The sequence below is a fragment of the Lutibacter sp. A80 genome (assembly GCF_022429645.1).
Taxonomy (GTDB): Bacteria; Bacteroidota; Bacteroidia; order Flavobacteriales; family Flavobacteriaceae; genus Lutibacter.
On the sequence record NZ_CP092480.1, the window covers coordinates 315,711 to 330,000 of the forward strand.

Below are 14,290 nucleotides of genomic sequence, written 5' to 3' on the forward strand. Positions count from 1 at the left end.
TTTTAATGTGTGTACGCAAATCTACAAATTTTTTTTAATGAGAAAAACTTTTTGGTAAAATCAATTTGTATATTTGAAATTTATTATCAATATGATTAAAACACCAGTTAAATTTTACCAAAAATTAGTTGAAAAGTTCCCTTTTGAACCTACCAATTCGCAAAATATATTATTAGAAGATTTATCTAATTTTGTTTTTGATACTAATAAGCAATCTTTATTTCTTATTAAAGGTTATGCAGGTACAGGAAAAACAACTACAATTAGTACAGTTGTCAATAATTTATGGGAAATCGGAAAAAAAGCTGTTTTGTTAGCACCAACCGGTAGGGCTGCAAAAGTTATTTCTGGTTACTCGAAACGACAAGCTTTTACAATTCATAAAAAAATTTATTTTCCAAAAAAAAATAAAGGAGGTGGTGTAGATTTTACTCTGCAAACTAATAAACACACAAATACTATTTTTATTATTGATGAAGCTTCAATGATTCCTGATAGTCCAACTAATGGTAAACTTTTTGAAAAAGGCTCTTTATTAGATGATTTAATATCGTATGTTTATTCGGGCGTGCAATGTAAAATTATTTTTATTGGAGATACTGCACAGTTACCACCTGTTAAATTAGATATAAGTCCTGCTCTAGACGCACAAAAGTTAGCGCTTAACTATGATAAAGAAGTTAATGAAATTGAATTAAATGAAGTAATGCGTCAGCATGTTGATTCTGGAATTTTAATTAACGCAACAGAATTACGTGTAATTATTGCAAATAATGCTTACGAAACATTTCAATTTAAATTAGGGTTCCCAGATTTGATTCGGTTAATTGATGGTTACGATATTGAAGATGCGATACACAGTGCTTACGATAATATTGGTGTAGAAGATACTGCATTTATTGTGCGTTCAAATAAGCGTGCTAACCAATACAATCAACAAATTAGAAGTAAAATTAGAGGACAAGAAAACGAGATTTCTACAGGTGATTTTGTTATGGTTGTTAAAAATAATTATTTCTGGTTAAAAGAATCTAGTGAAGCCGGTTTTATTGCAAATGGAGATATTTGTGAAGTTCTTCAAATATTTAATATTAAAGATTTATATGGATTTAGATTTGCTGAAGTAAAAGTAAGAATGATTGATTATCCAAATCAGAAACCGTTTGAAACTGTATTGCTTTTAGATACTTTAACTTCTGAGACACCTTCTCTATCGTACGAAGATTCCAATAGATTGTACCACGAAGTAGGTAAAGATTTTGCTCATGAAACAAAATACAAACAGTTATTAGCTATAAAAAAGAGCAAGTATTTTAATGCTTTACAAGTAAAGTTTTCTTACGCAGTAACGTGTCATAAATCTCAAGGTGGGCAATGGAAAAATGTTTTTATTGAACAGCCTTATTTGCCAGATGGACAAAGTGTTGAGTATTTAAGATGGTTATATACAGCTGTAACTAGAGCGCAAGAAAAAGTTTATTTAATTGGCTTTGAAGATGCTTTTTTTATTGAATAATTTTAGGTGTTAAACGGAAGTGTGAAATAAAATGTAGAACCTTCATTTTTAGTGCTTTTAATCCAAATTTTACCTCCTAACATTTCTATAAAAGCTTTGCTTATAGAGAGCCCTAAACCAGCACCTTGAGTTGCATTTATATCATCAATATCTGCTTGTATAAAGCGTTCGAAAATTGCTTTTTGTCTACTTAAAGGAACACCAATTCCTGTATCTTTAATGTAAAACTCAATAAAATTAGTTTCTTTTTTTATGGTGTAACCAACTTCTATCGATCCTGTATCGGTGTATTTTATTGAATTCTTTATTAAATTGGTTAGAACAGCATAAAATTTTTCATAATCGGTTTTAATTATAACTGGTGAATTAGCTAAAGTTTTATTGAGTTTAAATTTAAGCCCCTTATTAGTAGCTTCGAGATTAAAAAAGTTAAAAAGATTGTTTAATTGTTCATTAACGTCTACTTCAGAATATTTTATAGACATTAAACGAGCTTCGATTTTAGAAATATCAATAATATTATTTATTAAATTAAGCATACGATCTCCGCTTTTTTCAATAATACTAATATATTTCTCTTTTTTTTCGTTTGTAAGATGTGGTGTTTTTAGTAATTCCGTAAAACCAAGAATACCACTCATTGGAGTTCTAATTTCGTGACTAATATTTGCAAGGAATGCTGTTTTTAAACGTTCACTTTTTTCGGCTTCTTCTTTTGCATTTATTAAGTCTTGTTCTGTTTGTTTTAGCTGTGTAATGTCAAATGCAGAAATTATAATTGCATCTAATCCTAACCATTTTATCTGATTAATATTAACGTTTACCCATTTTTCAGTATGGTTTTTTTTTAATATTTTAACTTCAGAACTTAGTGTTTTATCTTCTTTTAGTTCAGATGTATTTATATTTTCATAAAACAATTTAAAATCTGGATGTAATAAGTTAGAAATATCTAAGTTAACAAGTTCCATAAAATCATAACCAGTAAATTGTTCGGCAGAATTATTGGCATAAATAATGCGTTTGTTATGAAAAATAAGAATACTAGCCGCAGTTGTTTTTAATAAAGTACGAAGGCATTGCTCACTTTCTATTAACGATTTTTCTACTATTTGTTGTTGTTTATGTTCGTATGCTTGTGTTAGTTTTATACCTAAATTATTTACAATGGGATTTAATTCGTTTATAAGATTAATGCTAAAAGGTTTTTTTCTTCCTAAAATTAAAATTCCATAATTTGTTAAATTATATGCATAATAAACAGCGTTATTATGTTCTAATTGCAAACAAGGTTCGTAATTAGACTTTTGTTTATTTGAAAAATAAGACTTAACATATTCCCAATCTTTAGAGTTTTTATAAACATAAGGGATAATCAAGATTTCTTTAAAATGTAAATCTTGTTTCTTTAGAACTCCTGCTGAAAAACAATTTAATTTTCGAAGGTATAGAGGGATACTTTTGTTTAAAATTGTAGACTCATTACTTTCGTTTAAAGAACTTAAAACAAGTTCTAGTAGCATTTCCGATTTTAAGACGTTTTTTACCATATAGCAACAGCAATTGTTTTATTATAAATTTCTAAAACAGATTCACCAGTATTAGCAATTTCTCCAATACTTAATATTCCAGAAATTTTTGCTTTTTGTCCAATAGTATCAAGTTCCATTTTAAAATCTTCATCTAAATATAAAGCTCTAGTAATACAATCTATACAAAAAATTGTATTTATTTCTTTTTTGTTACTTATTGAAAAAGCTTTATCAGTTGCATTTTTGGCGCTTTCAAGCATTGTTTTTCTATCACCATTCATTATTTCAATATATTCACCTTCTTGAATTTTATCAACTAAAAAAAGTTTATTACTAACAGTTTTATAGGGATCTCTAACAACTTTTTCAGCATCAATTTTTGAGATTCCTAAAGGATATGATTTAGCAATAGTGAAAAAATTATTAGCTTTAAATGTTTTTTTTGAATGCAGTTCAACAATCTCTTTATATATTTCAAAAGCAGGCTTCCAATTTATATCAATAATTTCATTTTTATCCGTTTTGGTAACCTTTAAAGGAAATGAAATAGATTCCCAACCGTGTGCAGCTCCAATGGCTATTTTAATATTTGTCCAACCAATTATAGCTTTATTTTGATGAAAACCGCTATTTGTTATAATACAAGGAAATGAATTAAAATCTAATGAGCCAGCTCCGCCTCCAATGTAAATTGGGTTTATTCCAAAAAAATTAAATAAAACCTCAATAAAAGAACTTTTATTTTCACTAAAAGCATCATAAAATACAAATAAAGAACTTGAAGGCGCTATAGAATTTTTTTGAGTTATTTCTAATTGATTTATAATAGTTTCAGTTGGAGTAACTAAATCGATAACTTGCGTGTTTAACTCAAATTCTAAGGGAATTAATAAAACTCCAGTTATTTTTCTTGTGCTTTTAAAAATCAGTTCAGGGAATATACCACCAATAATTGGTTTTTTAATATTTTTAAGAACAGGGGTGAGTTCTTGTTCACTAAAATGCTCTTTATCTGCCATAAAAAATAATACAGATTTTACATTTTCATCATTATCAAGCTTGATTAAATAATGTTTTAATGACGTAATATTCTTAGAGGGGAAATATATATCATTCATAACTGTATATTAATATTAGTGTAGCATAAAGCATTAGAATACGCTAACTCTTGTTGTTTTAGCGTAAAAAACTCTAATTTAAAAAAATAAATCTGTTAAATAAAATTTTATTTAAACATATCCATTCCAGGAATATTAGGCATTCCATCTTTGGCAGCAACAGCAAGTTCTGTATCACTAATTGTTTGTGCTTTTTCTAAAGCTTTATTTAAGGCTAATACTAAATAATCTTCAATTTCTTCCTTATCGGTTAACTCTTCAGAAATAGATATATTTTTCACCAATTTATTTGCTGTAACAGTAACTTTTACTTTACCACTAGCAGCTTCTTCATCAATATAAACTGTATTTAATCTAGCTTTAGTGGCTTCAATTTTTTCTTGAGTCACTTTTAATTTTTCCATCATCCCAGATAAGTCTCCAAACATTTTATTTCAATTTTAACAAGTTACAAGCGCAAATATACTACTTTTGTCGCTTAGCAAAAAAGATAAAAATGTCTGGAAATAAAATATTTGCTCCAATAGCAGATAAAATAGAGAAAAAGTTAATTACTCATAATGATGTTAGAATAGATAATTATTATTGGTTAAATGATAGGGAAGACCCAAAAGTAATAGATTATTTAAATGCTGAAAATAAGTATTATTCAGAAATAACAGCACATACCAAAAAATTTCAAGAAGATTTATTTGAAGAAATGAAATCTAGAATTAAGGAAGATGATGAGTCTGTGCCATATAAAAAAAATAATTATTATTACACTACTCGTTTTAAAACGGGCAAACAATATCCAATTTATGCTCGAAAAAAAGCATCATTAGATGCTGTAGAAGAAATAATGTTTGATGTTAATATTTTAGCAGAAAAACATAGTTATTTTAAACTAGCGGGTTTATCAATAAGTCCTAATAATAAGTATGCTGCTTTTGGTGTAGATACTGTTGGTAGAAGAGAATATGTTTTACAGTTTAAAGATTTAGAAACAGGACAAATTTTTCCTGAAAAAATTGAAAACACAACAGGAGGTGGAACCTGGTCTACAGATAATAAGACGGTTTTTTATACACAAAAAAATCCTACAACCTTAAGAAGCGAAAAAATATTTCGTCATACTTTAGGTACAGACCCAGCTCTAGATGTTGAAGTTTTTTATGAAGATGATGAAACGTTTAACACCTATGTAAGTAGATCAAAATCCGATAAATTTATAATAATTGGAAGTTATAGTACTGTATCTACAGAATATAGAATTTTAGAAGCAGATAATCCAACGGGTGATTTTAGAATGTTTCAAGAGCGTGAAAGAGATTTAGAATACAATATAGCACATTACGGTACTAGTTTTTATGTATTAACAAATAAGGATAATGCAACTAATTTTAAGTTGATGAAAACTTCAATTAATGAAACATCAAAAGAAAATTGGGTAGATGTAGTTCCACATAGAACGGATGTTTTGTTAGAAGACATTTCAATTTTTAAAGAATTTTTAGTTATTGAAGAACGTAGCAATGGATTAAATAAAATTAGAATTATACGATGGGATGATTCAGAAGATTTTTACCTTCCTTTTAATGAAGAAACCTATTCGGCAGGCGTTTATTACAATCCAGAATTTGATACAAATATTATTCGTTACGGATATAATTCTATGACTACACCAAGTTCTGTAATAGATTTTAATGTAGATACTAAAACAAACGATGTAAAAAAAGAACAAGAAGTTTTAGGAGGTAAGTTTGATAAAAATAATTATAAAAGTGAACGTATATGGGCAACATCTAACGATGGAACAAAAATAGCCATATCTTTAGTTTATAAAAAAACTACTAAAATTTCAAAAAACACACCACTGCTTTTGTATGGCTATGGTTCTTATGGACATACAATAGATGCTGGCTTTAGTTCAACTAGATTAAGTTTATTAGATAGAGGATTTATTTTTGCAATAGCACACGTAAGAGGTAGCGAATATTTAGGTCGTAGTTGGTATGAGAATGGAAAATTATTGAATAAACTAAATACTTTTAATGATTTTATAGATTGTGCTAAATTTTTAATAGAAAAACAATACACCTCGCCAAAACATTTATATGCAAGTGGAGGATCTGCGGGTGGTTTGTTAATAGGAGCTGTTATAAATATGAGCCCAGAGCTGTTTAATGGTGTAATTGCTTCAGTACCTTTTGTAGATGTGTTAACAACTATGTTAGATGATAGTATTCCGCTAACAACTGGAGAATATGATGAATGGGGAAATCCAAACGAAAAGATATTTTACGATTATATGAAGTTATATTCACCTTATGATAATGTAGTTAGTCAAAATTATCCAAATATTTTGGTAACAACAGGGCTTCATGACTCTCAAGTTCAGTATTTTGAACCAGCAAAATGGGTGGCAAAATTACGAGAATTTAAAACAGACAATAATATTTTAGTCTTACATACTGATATGGAGGCCGGTCATGGCGGGGCTTCGGGTAGGTTTAATGCGTTAAAAGAAATAGCAAGAGACTATAGTTTTATTATTGATATAGAAGTTACTCAATAATAAAAAAAAAATATTAAATTTGCATGTTGTAGATAATTAATCAGAACACGAGATTTCATGTTTTGATATTATAATTAAACTATTAAAGATGATACAAAATAAAGGTGTAACTAACAATATTTTAGAACTTATAGGTAAAACGCCCTTAATTAGACTTAATACAATAACTAAAGATCTTCCAGGAAACTATTTTGCAAAGTACGAAGGATTTAATCCAGGGCATTCTATGAAAGATAGAATTGCATTGCATATTATTGAAGAAGCAGAAAGGCAAGGACTATTAAAAGAAGGAAGTACTGTAATTGAGACTACATCAGGTAATACAGGTTTTAGTATGGCTATGGTGAGTATTATTAAAGGTTATAAATGCATTTTAGCTGTAAATTCAAAAGCTTCACCAGGTAAAATTAATATGCTAAAAGCTATGGGGGCAAAAGTTTATGTTTGCCCAGCACATGTAAAAGCAGATGATCCAAGGTCATATTATGAAGTAGCTAAAAGATTACACGCAGAAACTGCAAATTCGGTATATATAAATCAATATTTTAACCACTTAAATGCTGAAGCCCATTACAATTCTACAGGACCAGAAATTTGGGAACAAACTAATGGAGAAATTACTCACTTAGTAGCTGCAAGTGGAACAGGAGGAACTATATCGGGTGTTTCAAAATATTTAAAAGAACAAAACCCTGATGTTAAAACATTAGGTGTTGATGCTTTTGGTTCAATTTTGAAAAAATTTCATGAAACAGGTGAGTTTGATAAAAAAGAAATTTATCCATATAGAATAGAAGGTTTAGGTAAAAATTTAATACCTACAGCTACTGATTTTAACGTAATTGATGTTTTTGAAAAAGTAACTGATGAAGCAGCAGCTCATAGAGCTCGAGAATTAGCTGTAACAGAAGGTTTGTTTACAGGCTATACAAGTGGAGCTATTGTTCAAGCTACTAAACAATATGCAGAACAAGGAATGTTTGATGAAAATTCTAAAGTTGTTTTAATATTACCAGATCACGGATCTCGTTATATGGAAAAAATTTATAGTGACGAATGGATGAAAGAGCAAGGTTTTTTTGATTCTCAAAAACAGGCTCATGAAGAAGTAGAATATATTAAGTAAAAAAATATAATTACAAAAAAAGAGGCTGATAAATTTAATTTTAAGCCTCTTTTTTTGTAATATTAACATTTGAATAGCTTAAAAAAAATACCGTAATTTGTACCCAATAAAATGTAAACATAAAATTACATTTTTTTCAAAATAATATATATGAAAGATTTATTTGAAAGAATAGTTAAAGATAAGGGTCCATTAGGAAAATGGGCAAAACAAGCAGAAGGCTATTATGTATTCCCTAAATTAGAAGGTGAAATTTCTAATAGGATGAAATTTAACGGAAAAGAAGTAATCACTTGGAGTATTAATGATTATTTAGGCTTATCAAATCATCCAGATGTTAGAAAAGCAGATGCAGATGCAGCAGCTGAATATGGAATGGCATACCCAATGGGAGCTAGAATGATGTCTGGTCATACAAAATACCATGAACAATTAGAAAAAGAATGTGCAGAATTTGTTGAAAAAGAAGCTGCTTATTTAGTGAATTTTGGTTATCAAGGAATGCTTTCTGCAATAGATGCACTTGTAACTAAACATGATGTTATTGTTTATGATATTGATGCGCACGCTTGTATAATTGATGGTGTTAGATTACACCACGGAAAACGTTATACTTATAAACATAATGACATTGAAAGTTTAGAAAAAAACTTACAAAGAGCGACTAAAATTGCTGAAGAAAATAATGGAGGTATTCTTGTAATTTCTGAAGGTGTTTTTGGAATGCGTGGTGAGCAAGGTAAACTAAAAGAAATTGTAGAACTAAAAGAAAAATACAATTTTAGATTATTAGTAGATGATGCACACGGATTTGGAACATTAGGTAAGGATGGAAAAGGTACTGGTGTAGAACAAGGAGTACAAGATGATATTGATGTTTATTTTGCAACTTTTGCAAAATCTATGGCTGGTATTGGTGCTTTCTTTGCAGCAGATAAAGATATTATCCAATATTTACAATACAATATGCGTTCTCAAATGTTTGCAAAATCGTTGCCAATGCCAATGGTTAAAGGTGCTTTAAAACGTTTAGATATGTTGCGTACTATGCCAGAGCTTAAAGAAAAACTTTGGACTAATGTAAATGCGCTTCAAAACGGATTAAAAGAAAATGGATTTAATATTGGAAGAACAAATACTTGTGTAACACCAGTGTTTTTAGAAGGAGATATTCCAGAAGCAATGGCTATGGTAAATGATTTAAGAGAAAATTATGGAATTTTCTGTTCAATTGTTGTTTACCCTGTTATTCCAAAAGGATTAATTATTCTTAGATTAATTCCAACTGCAACTCATACTTTAGAAGATGTTGATATAACTATTAAATCATTTTCAGTTATACGTGAAAAACTTGAAAAAGGTATATATAAACGTATTGCAGCATCAATGGTTTAATAAATTAGTACACATAAAAAAAAATCTCAAAATTATAATTTTGAGATTTTTTTTTATGTGTAATTTCAGACTTTATTGTGAAAGGTAATAGTTAGTCCTTATTAATTCAGTTAAATTTAAAATATTATTTTTTTTGAATTTAGAGGTGAGCTTCAAAAATACTAATGCTGTTAAAAGTGCATCTCCAGAAGCAGTATGCCTATCGTGCATTGTTATTTTATAGATATTACAAAGTTCATCTAAACTAAATAATTTTTTAAACCTGTTTTCTGTTGCAATTTTTTTATGAATATAATTGGTATCTAATTGTTTAGATTGTATTGGACCAATATGTAAACGTTTTAAGGCTTGGTTAATCATTGTTATATCAAATTTTGTGTGATGTGCAATAATAATAGCATCATCTAAATATTCTAAAAACTGAATTAACGCTTCTTCTTCGCTTACTTTATGTTCGGTTCCATTTTTTCTTATACCGTGAATTTTAATAGTTTCTTTATTAAAAATGGTTTGTTTTATATAAACTTCAAAAGAATCATTAACCTGAATTTTATTATTTATAATAGCTACAGCTCCTATACAAAGTATCCTATCATTATCATAATCAAAACCCGTGGTCTCGGTATCTAAAGCCACAAACCTTATAGATTCATAATTCGTGTATTTTTTAGAATTTGAAACTTTATCTATATGGTCTTTCCAATATTGAGGATAGTTTTTTCTTTTAAAAAAATTAAGCATAACTAGCGGATTTAAATTGTTTTAAAACGAAGTTTTAATGAATCTTGAATATTTTTAATAGGTTTAAAACAACTTTTTAGTTTTAACCTATCGGCTTTACTTAGGCTGTTAATGTCTACATACCTTCCAGTATCATTATTTGTTAAACCTTGAGAAGTTCTAAATTGTAATAATATTTTAAAAGCATTAGCACAAGACTCAAATAAATCTGCATTTTGAGGTTCTACTTCCATAAGTTTTTCAAATCTTGCAATGGTATTATTTACTTGAAGACCGTGGTAGAGTGAAAATATTCTAGCAGCATCAGTTAGTGGTCTAATGGCTCTAGTTTTTATATCAAAATTATCTTTGTTTTCTCCATCAAGTTCAACTAAGAATTGTTTAAAAAATCCTAAAGGAGCTGGGTTATCTAAGGTAACTTTACTTAAAAAGCTTAAAAATAATTGATTTTTTTTAATAAGTTTTAAAACACTTTTTGCCATATTATTATAGAGTTCTACATTACCATACACAAGTTCAAAGTCGTAAAAAATAATACTCAGTAAAATTTTTTCAGGAATTGGATCTTTTATCCATTCTTTAAATTGTTGTTTCCATTCTTTAATTGACAAACACCATTTTGGATTACTTGCCATAATATTAGCCGGACAGTAATCGAAACCTACACTATTTAATTTTTCTGTTACTTTGGTAGCGAGTTCTAAAAAGTACGATTTTACAGCTTCATATTCCGAAGGTTCGACATTTTCAAATACCAAGGCATTATCTTGGTCAGTCATTAATAATTGTTCTTTTCTACCTTGACTTCCAACAGCAAACCAGGTATAAGAAACAGGTGGTTGTTTCCCAATTTCTTTAATAGATAATTGGATGGCTCTTTTTGTTATTGCAGTATTTATTTCTGAAATAACTTTGGTGATAAAGTAAATAGGGATTTCTTGTTTAATATAACCTTTGGTTAAATCAGAGGCTTTAGATCTTATATATTTTAAGGTTTCTGCATCTTTTGCTTTTTTTATCTCTTTTATAAGAAATAAAGGATTATTACCTTGAATTAAATTTAAATCTTGTTCAGATAATATTCCAACTAACTCTGAAGCATCTGTTCCGTCTTTTGTAATACATAAATGAGAAACTTTGTGTTTTAGCAGTGCAATTTGTGCTTCAGCAACCGATAAATTTTCTCGAAAAGTAATAACGGGATGTGTCATTACTAAAGCTGCAGTATCTGTAATTTTAAAACGACCAGTTCCTATTTTTGTACGTATATCTTTATCTGTAATTATTCCAATAGGTTTTTTATCTTCTGTTACAACAATTGAGTTAATAACATTGTTTGTCATTATTAAAGCAGCTTCTTTTACAGTTGTTGTTGTAGAACAAGTTAAAGGATTAAGCGTATATTTAATAGATTGTGTTTCAATAAAGCTATTTTCAACTTTTTTAATAGCTTCAATATTGGCAAATAATTTTCCTTTGTGTTTTTCAGAAAAAGGATCTCTTGTATTGGTGGCAAAACTTGCAATTAAAAACTGACTAACCTTTGGGTAATTTAAAATAATATCATTAAAAAGTTTAATTGGTATACCATATAATATAGTTTCTTCATTTGCAGCGGCACCCATTAAATAATTTTCATTCATAATAAGGGGTCTTAAACCAAATAAATCACCCTCATCACAAATATCTAATACGTGTTTTTTGTCTTCAGCAAATCTATAAAGTCTAACAGCACCTTCGTAAATAATGTAAAAATGTTCGTGTGGATTGTCGTTTTGACTTAATATAATTTGATCTTTTTCAAAATATTGAATTTCTACTTTTTTTGCTATTTCTAATAATGTAGGTTTTGATATTAAATTAAATGGGGGATACCCTTTTAAAAAATCGAGAATCCTTTCTGCAATAGTGTTCTTCATAATTGTTACTTACAGCTATGTGTATTTTTTATGGTGTTAAAAACAAAGGTATAATAATCATTTCCGTGTGGAACAAAATCGTTGTTTTTAGAGTTTACAGTTTCTATTAAAGATTGTAGTGTTATAGATTTTATTTCTGAAACTTCTTCTGTTTGAATTTTTAAAGAATTTATATCAAAATTTATATTACAGATATATATATGATGTAATTCATAATCAATTAAATCTTTTTTATGTTCAATTCTTTTTTTTGAAGTACCTATATAATTAAGATTTTTAGGTTTTAATATTAAGCCAATTTCTTCTTCAACTTCTCTAAGTGCAGAAACAATTGGTTTCTCTCCAGCAGAAATATGCCCAGCAACTGAAACATCCCATAAATTTGGAAAGGTATCTTTGTTTGATGCTCTTTTTTGAATAAGTACTTCTTTATTGTTATTGAATATCCAAATATGAGCACTTGCATGAAAAAGTCCTTTTCTATGTGCTTCAGATTTTAGACAGGTTTTACCATTTGGTTCACCAGCATTATTTAATAAGTCAATATATTCGTCCATAATAAAAAAACTGTCTAAAATTATGACATTTAATTTTAGACAGTTTAAATAATAAATTAGTTAAAATAACTGAATCCTTTTTTAGGATCAATTTTTAATAGTGATTCGTAGATTAAACGTATTACATTTTCCACATCATCTTTATGTACCATTTCCACAGTAGTATGCATATAGCGTAATGCTAAACTTATTAAGGCAGAAGGCACTCCACCATTACTATAAGCAAAAGCATCTGTATCAGTACCTGTTGCTCTAGAAGAAGCTAATCTTTGAAATGGAATTTTTTTAGATTCAGCGGTTTCAATTATAAGTTCTCTTAAATTATTTTGTACCGCCGGAGCATAACTAATAACAGGTCCATCACCAGATTTGGTTTCTCCTTCTTTCATTTTATTAATCATTGGAGTTGTGGTGTCGTGACAAACATCAGTAACAATAGCAACATTTGGTTTTATTGTTTGGGTTATCATTTCGGCACCTCGTAATCCAATCTCTTCTTGAACAGAATTAGTAATGTATAAACCAAAAGGTAGTTCAATATTATTTTCTTTTAATAAACGGGCTACTTCAGCAATCATAAATCCACCCATTCTATTATCTAAAGCTCTACAAACAAAGTTGTTTTTATTTAAAATAAAAAATTCATCTGGATAGGTTATAACACAACCAACATGAACTCCAAGTTTTTCAACTTCTTCTTTTGTTTTACAGCCAACATCAATAAAAATATTATCTAGTTTAGGAGTTTCTTCTTTTCCACCAATACGTGTATGTATTGCAGGCCATCCAAAAACACCTTTTACAATACCTTTTTTAGTATGAATATTTACAACTTTAGAAGGGGCAATTTGATGGTCGCTTCCTCCATTTCTAATAACATATATCAATCCTTCAGGTGTAATATAGTTAACATACCAAGAAATTTCATCTGCATGACCTTCAATAACTACCTTAAATTTAGCATTAGGGTTTATAACACCAACAGCAGTTCCATAGCTATCCGTAATAAAAGTATCTACATATGGTTTTAAATAATCCATCCAAATTTTTTGACCTTCACTTTCATATCCAGTAGGTGATGCATTATTTAAATACTTTTCTAAAAAATTTATAGACTTTTTGTTTAAAATATTTTTACTCATAATTAATTTAAATTTTAAAGAACGAAGATACTAAATTGTTATTTATGCAAATAATTAAAACAATCATTTTAATATATAGATACTAAAAAGTAAAAATGAAAGTTGTAATTTTGGGCTTATTTTTGATAGTACGTTTTATAATTATGATAAAAGAGTTTAAAAATCTTATTTTCTTAGTAGTAATATTAAGTAATGTTATACTTTTTGCACAAGAGCATAAGGTTGCAGATTCTATTCCTTTAACAGAACAATTTATAATTTTTGAAGGAGACACCTTATTAATAGAACTTGAAGAGGTTTTATTAATGAAAAAACTTAAATTTAAAACAAGTTACGATAGGAGATATTATTATTGGTTTAGAAAAAAAACATTTAAAGCATATCCTTATGCTAAATTAGCTGCCGAAAGGGTAGAGGTTTTAAATGAAAGAATAGAAAATATTAAATCTAAACGTAAGAAAAGAATCTACACAAAACGAATTCAACAATATTTAGAAGGAGAGTTTACAGATCAATTAAAAAAATTAACACGTACGGAAGGTAGAATTTTAATAAAGTTAATTCATCGGCAAACTGGCGATACAGCATTTGATCTGGTAAAAGATCTACGAAGTGGGTGGAAGGCATTTTGGTACAATTCTACTGCAAAACTTTTTAAACTATCTTTAAAAGAAGAATATGATCCTG

General features: G+C 28.3%; 12 protein-coding genes (1 of these 12 running past the window's edge). 5 read left to right on the forward strand and 7 right to left on the reverse strand.

Going from position 1 to position 14,290, the window contains the following annotated elements:
* The first annotated feature begins 91 nt into the window (after positions 1 to 91).
* Positions 92 to 1,516: an ATP-dependent RecD-like DNA helicase gene (locus MHL31_RS01370; RefSeq protein WP_240227296.1), complete on the forward strand. Its 1,425-nt coding sequence runs from the start codon at positions 92 to 94 to the stop codon at positions 1,514 to 1,516.
* Between the two features lie 2 nt (positions 1,517 to 1,518).
* Here the strand turns inward: MHL31_RS01370 and MHL31_RS01375 are convergent, their stop codons facing one another.
* The 3 genes from MHL31_RS01375 to MHL31_RS01385 all read right to left on the reverse strand — a co-directional run bounded on the left by MHL31_RS01375 (position 1,519) and on the right by MHL31_RS01385 (position 4,594).
* Positions 1,519 to 3,039, reverse strand: a complete 1,521-nt coding sequence (locus tag MHL31_RS01375; RefSeq protein WP_240227297.1) for a PAS domain-containing sensor histidine kinase — start codon at positions 3,037 to 3,039, stop codon at positions 1,519 to 1,521.
* Positions 3,040 to 3,059: 20 nt separating this feature from the next.
* Positions 3,060 to 4,166 (reverse strand): FIST signal transduction protein, encoded by a 1,107-nt coding sequence (locus MHL31_RS01380; protein WP_240227298.1) that lies wholly within the window; start codon positions 4,164 to 4,166, stop codon positions 3,060 to 3,062.
* A gap of 107 nt (positions 4,167 to 4,273) precedes the next feature.
* On the reverse strand, positions 4,274 to 4,594 hold the full coding sequence (locus MHL31_RS01385; protein ID WP_240227299.1) for a YbaB/EbfC family nucleoid-associated protein: 321 nt from the start codon (positions 4,592 to 4,594) through the stop codon (positions 4,274 to 4,276).
* A 68-nt stretch (positions 4,595 to 4,662) separates the two neighbouring features.
* Here MHL31_RS01385 and MHL31_RS01390 point away from each other — a divergent pair, with 68 nt between their 5' ends.
* The 3 genes from MHL31_RS01390 (at position 4,663) to MHL31_RS01400 (ending at position 9,244) form a co-directional block, all read left to right on the forward strand.
* Positions 4,663 to 6,723 carry a S9 family peptidase gene (locus MHL31_RS01390; RefSeq protein ID WP_240227300.1) on the forward strand — a complete coding sequence of 687 codons (2,061 nt, stop codon included), beginning with the start codon at positions 4,663 to 4,665 and terminating at the stop codon, positions 6,721 to 6,723.
* 88 nt (positions 6,724 to 6,811) lie between these two features.
* A complete protein-coding gene (locus tag MHL31_RS01395; RefSeq protein WP_240227301.1) occupies positions 6,812 to 7,849 on the forward strand; it encodes a PLP-dependent cysteine synthase family protein in 1,038 nt (345 codons plus the stop codon).
* 150 nt (positions 7,850 to 7,999) lie between these two features.
* Positions 8,000 to 9,244, forward strand: a complete 1,245-nt coding sequence (locus MHL31_RS01400; RefSeq protein WP_240227302.1) for an aminotransferase class I/II-fold pyridoxal phosphate-dependent enzyme — start codon at positions 8,000 to 8,002, stop codon at positions 9,242 to 9,244.
* Between the two features lie 72 nt (positions 9,245 to 9,316).
* On the opposite strand, the gene MHL31_RS01405 is transcribed toward MHL31_RS01400, so the two are convergent.
* From MHL31_RS01405 to MHL31_RS01420, 4 genes are read right to left on the reverse strand one after another with little or no spacing between them, the layout of a single operon-like run.
* A complete protein-coding gene (locus MHL31_RS01405; protein WP_240227303.1) occupies positions 9,317 to 9,985 on the reverse strand; it encodes a PolC-type DNA polymerase III in 669 nt (222 codons plus the stop codon).
* 11 nt (positions 9,986 to 9,996) lie between these two features.
* A complete protein-coding gene (locus MHL31_RS01410; RefSeq protein WP_240227304.1) occupies positions 9,997 to 11,904 on the reverse strand; it encodes a DUF294 nucleotidyltransferase-like domain-containing protein in 1,908 nt (635 codons plus the stop codon).
* A 5-nt stretch (positions 11,905 to 11,909) separates the two neighbouring features.
* Complete coding sequence (locus MHL31_RS01415) at positions 11,910 to 12,461, reverse strand: NUDIX domain-containing protein (RefSeq protein WP_240227305.1); 552 nt, start codon at positions 12,459 to 12,461, stop codon at positions 11,910 to 11,912.
* A gap of 56 nt (positions 12,462 to 12,517) precedes the next feature.
* Positions 12,518 to 13,606, reverse strand: a complete 1,089-nt coding sequence (locus tag MHL31_RS01420) for a M42 family metallopeptidase (RefSeq protein WP_240228931.1) — start codon at positions 13,604 to 13,606, stop codon at positions 12,518 to 12,520.
* Between the two features lie 92 nt (positions 13,607 to 13,698).
* Between MHL31_RS01420 and MHL31_RS01425 the strand changes: the two genes are divergently transcribed.
* Positions 13,699 to 14,290 carry the 5' portion of a DUF4294 domain-containing protein gene (locus MHL31_RS01425; protein WP_240227306.1) on the forward strand. The gene runs 155 nt beyond the window's last position, so the window shows 592 of its 747 coding nt (coding positions 1-592); its start codon is at positions 13,699 to 13,701; its stop codon lies off the right edge, out of view.

Bases quoted from the DNA above. Each gene is read 5' to 3' on its own strand.
- MHL31_RS01370 (WP_240227296.1), top strand. From the start codon at position 92: ATGATTAAAACACCAGTTAAATTTTACCAAAAATTAGTTGAAAAGTTC.
- MHL31_RS01375 (WP_240227297.1), bottom strand. From the start codon at position 3,039: ATGCTACTAGAACTTGTTTTAAGTTCTTTAAACGAAAGTAATGAGTCT.
- MHL31_RS01380 (WP_240227298.1), bottom strand. From the start codon at position 4,166: ATGAATGATATATATTTCCCCTCTAAGAATATTACGTCATTAAAACAT.
- MHL31_RS01385 (WP_240227299.1), bottom strand. From the start codon at position 4,594: ATGTTTGGAGACTTATCTGGGATGATGGAAAAATTAAAAGTGACTCAA.
- MHL31_RS01390 (WP_240227300.1), top strand. From the start codon at position 4,663: ATGTCTGGAAATAAAATATTTGCTCCAATAGCAGATAAAATAGAGAAA.
- MHL31_RS01395 (WP_240227301.1), top strand. From the start codon at position 6,812: ATGATACAAAATAAAGGTGTAACTAACAATATTTTAGAACTTATAGGT.
- MHL31_RS01400 (WP_240227302.1), top strand. From the start codon at position 8,000: ATGAAAGATTTATTTGAAAGAATAGTTAAAGATAAGGGTCCATTAGGA.
- MHL31_RS01405 (WP_240227303.1), bottom strand. From the start codon at position 9,985: ATGCTTAATTTTTTTAAAAGAAAAAACTATCCTCAATATTGGAAAGAC.
- MHL31_RS01410 (WP_240227304.1), bottom strand. From the start codon at position 11,904: ATGAAGAACACTATTGCAGAAAGGATTCTCGATTTTTTAAAAGGGTAT.
- MHL31_RS01415 (WP_240227305.1), bottom strand. From the start codon at position 12,461: ATGGACGAATATATTGACTTATTAAATAATGCTGGTGAACCAAATGGT.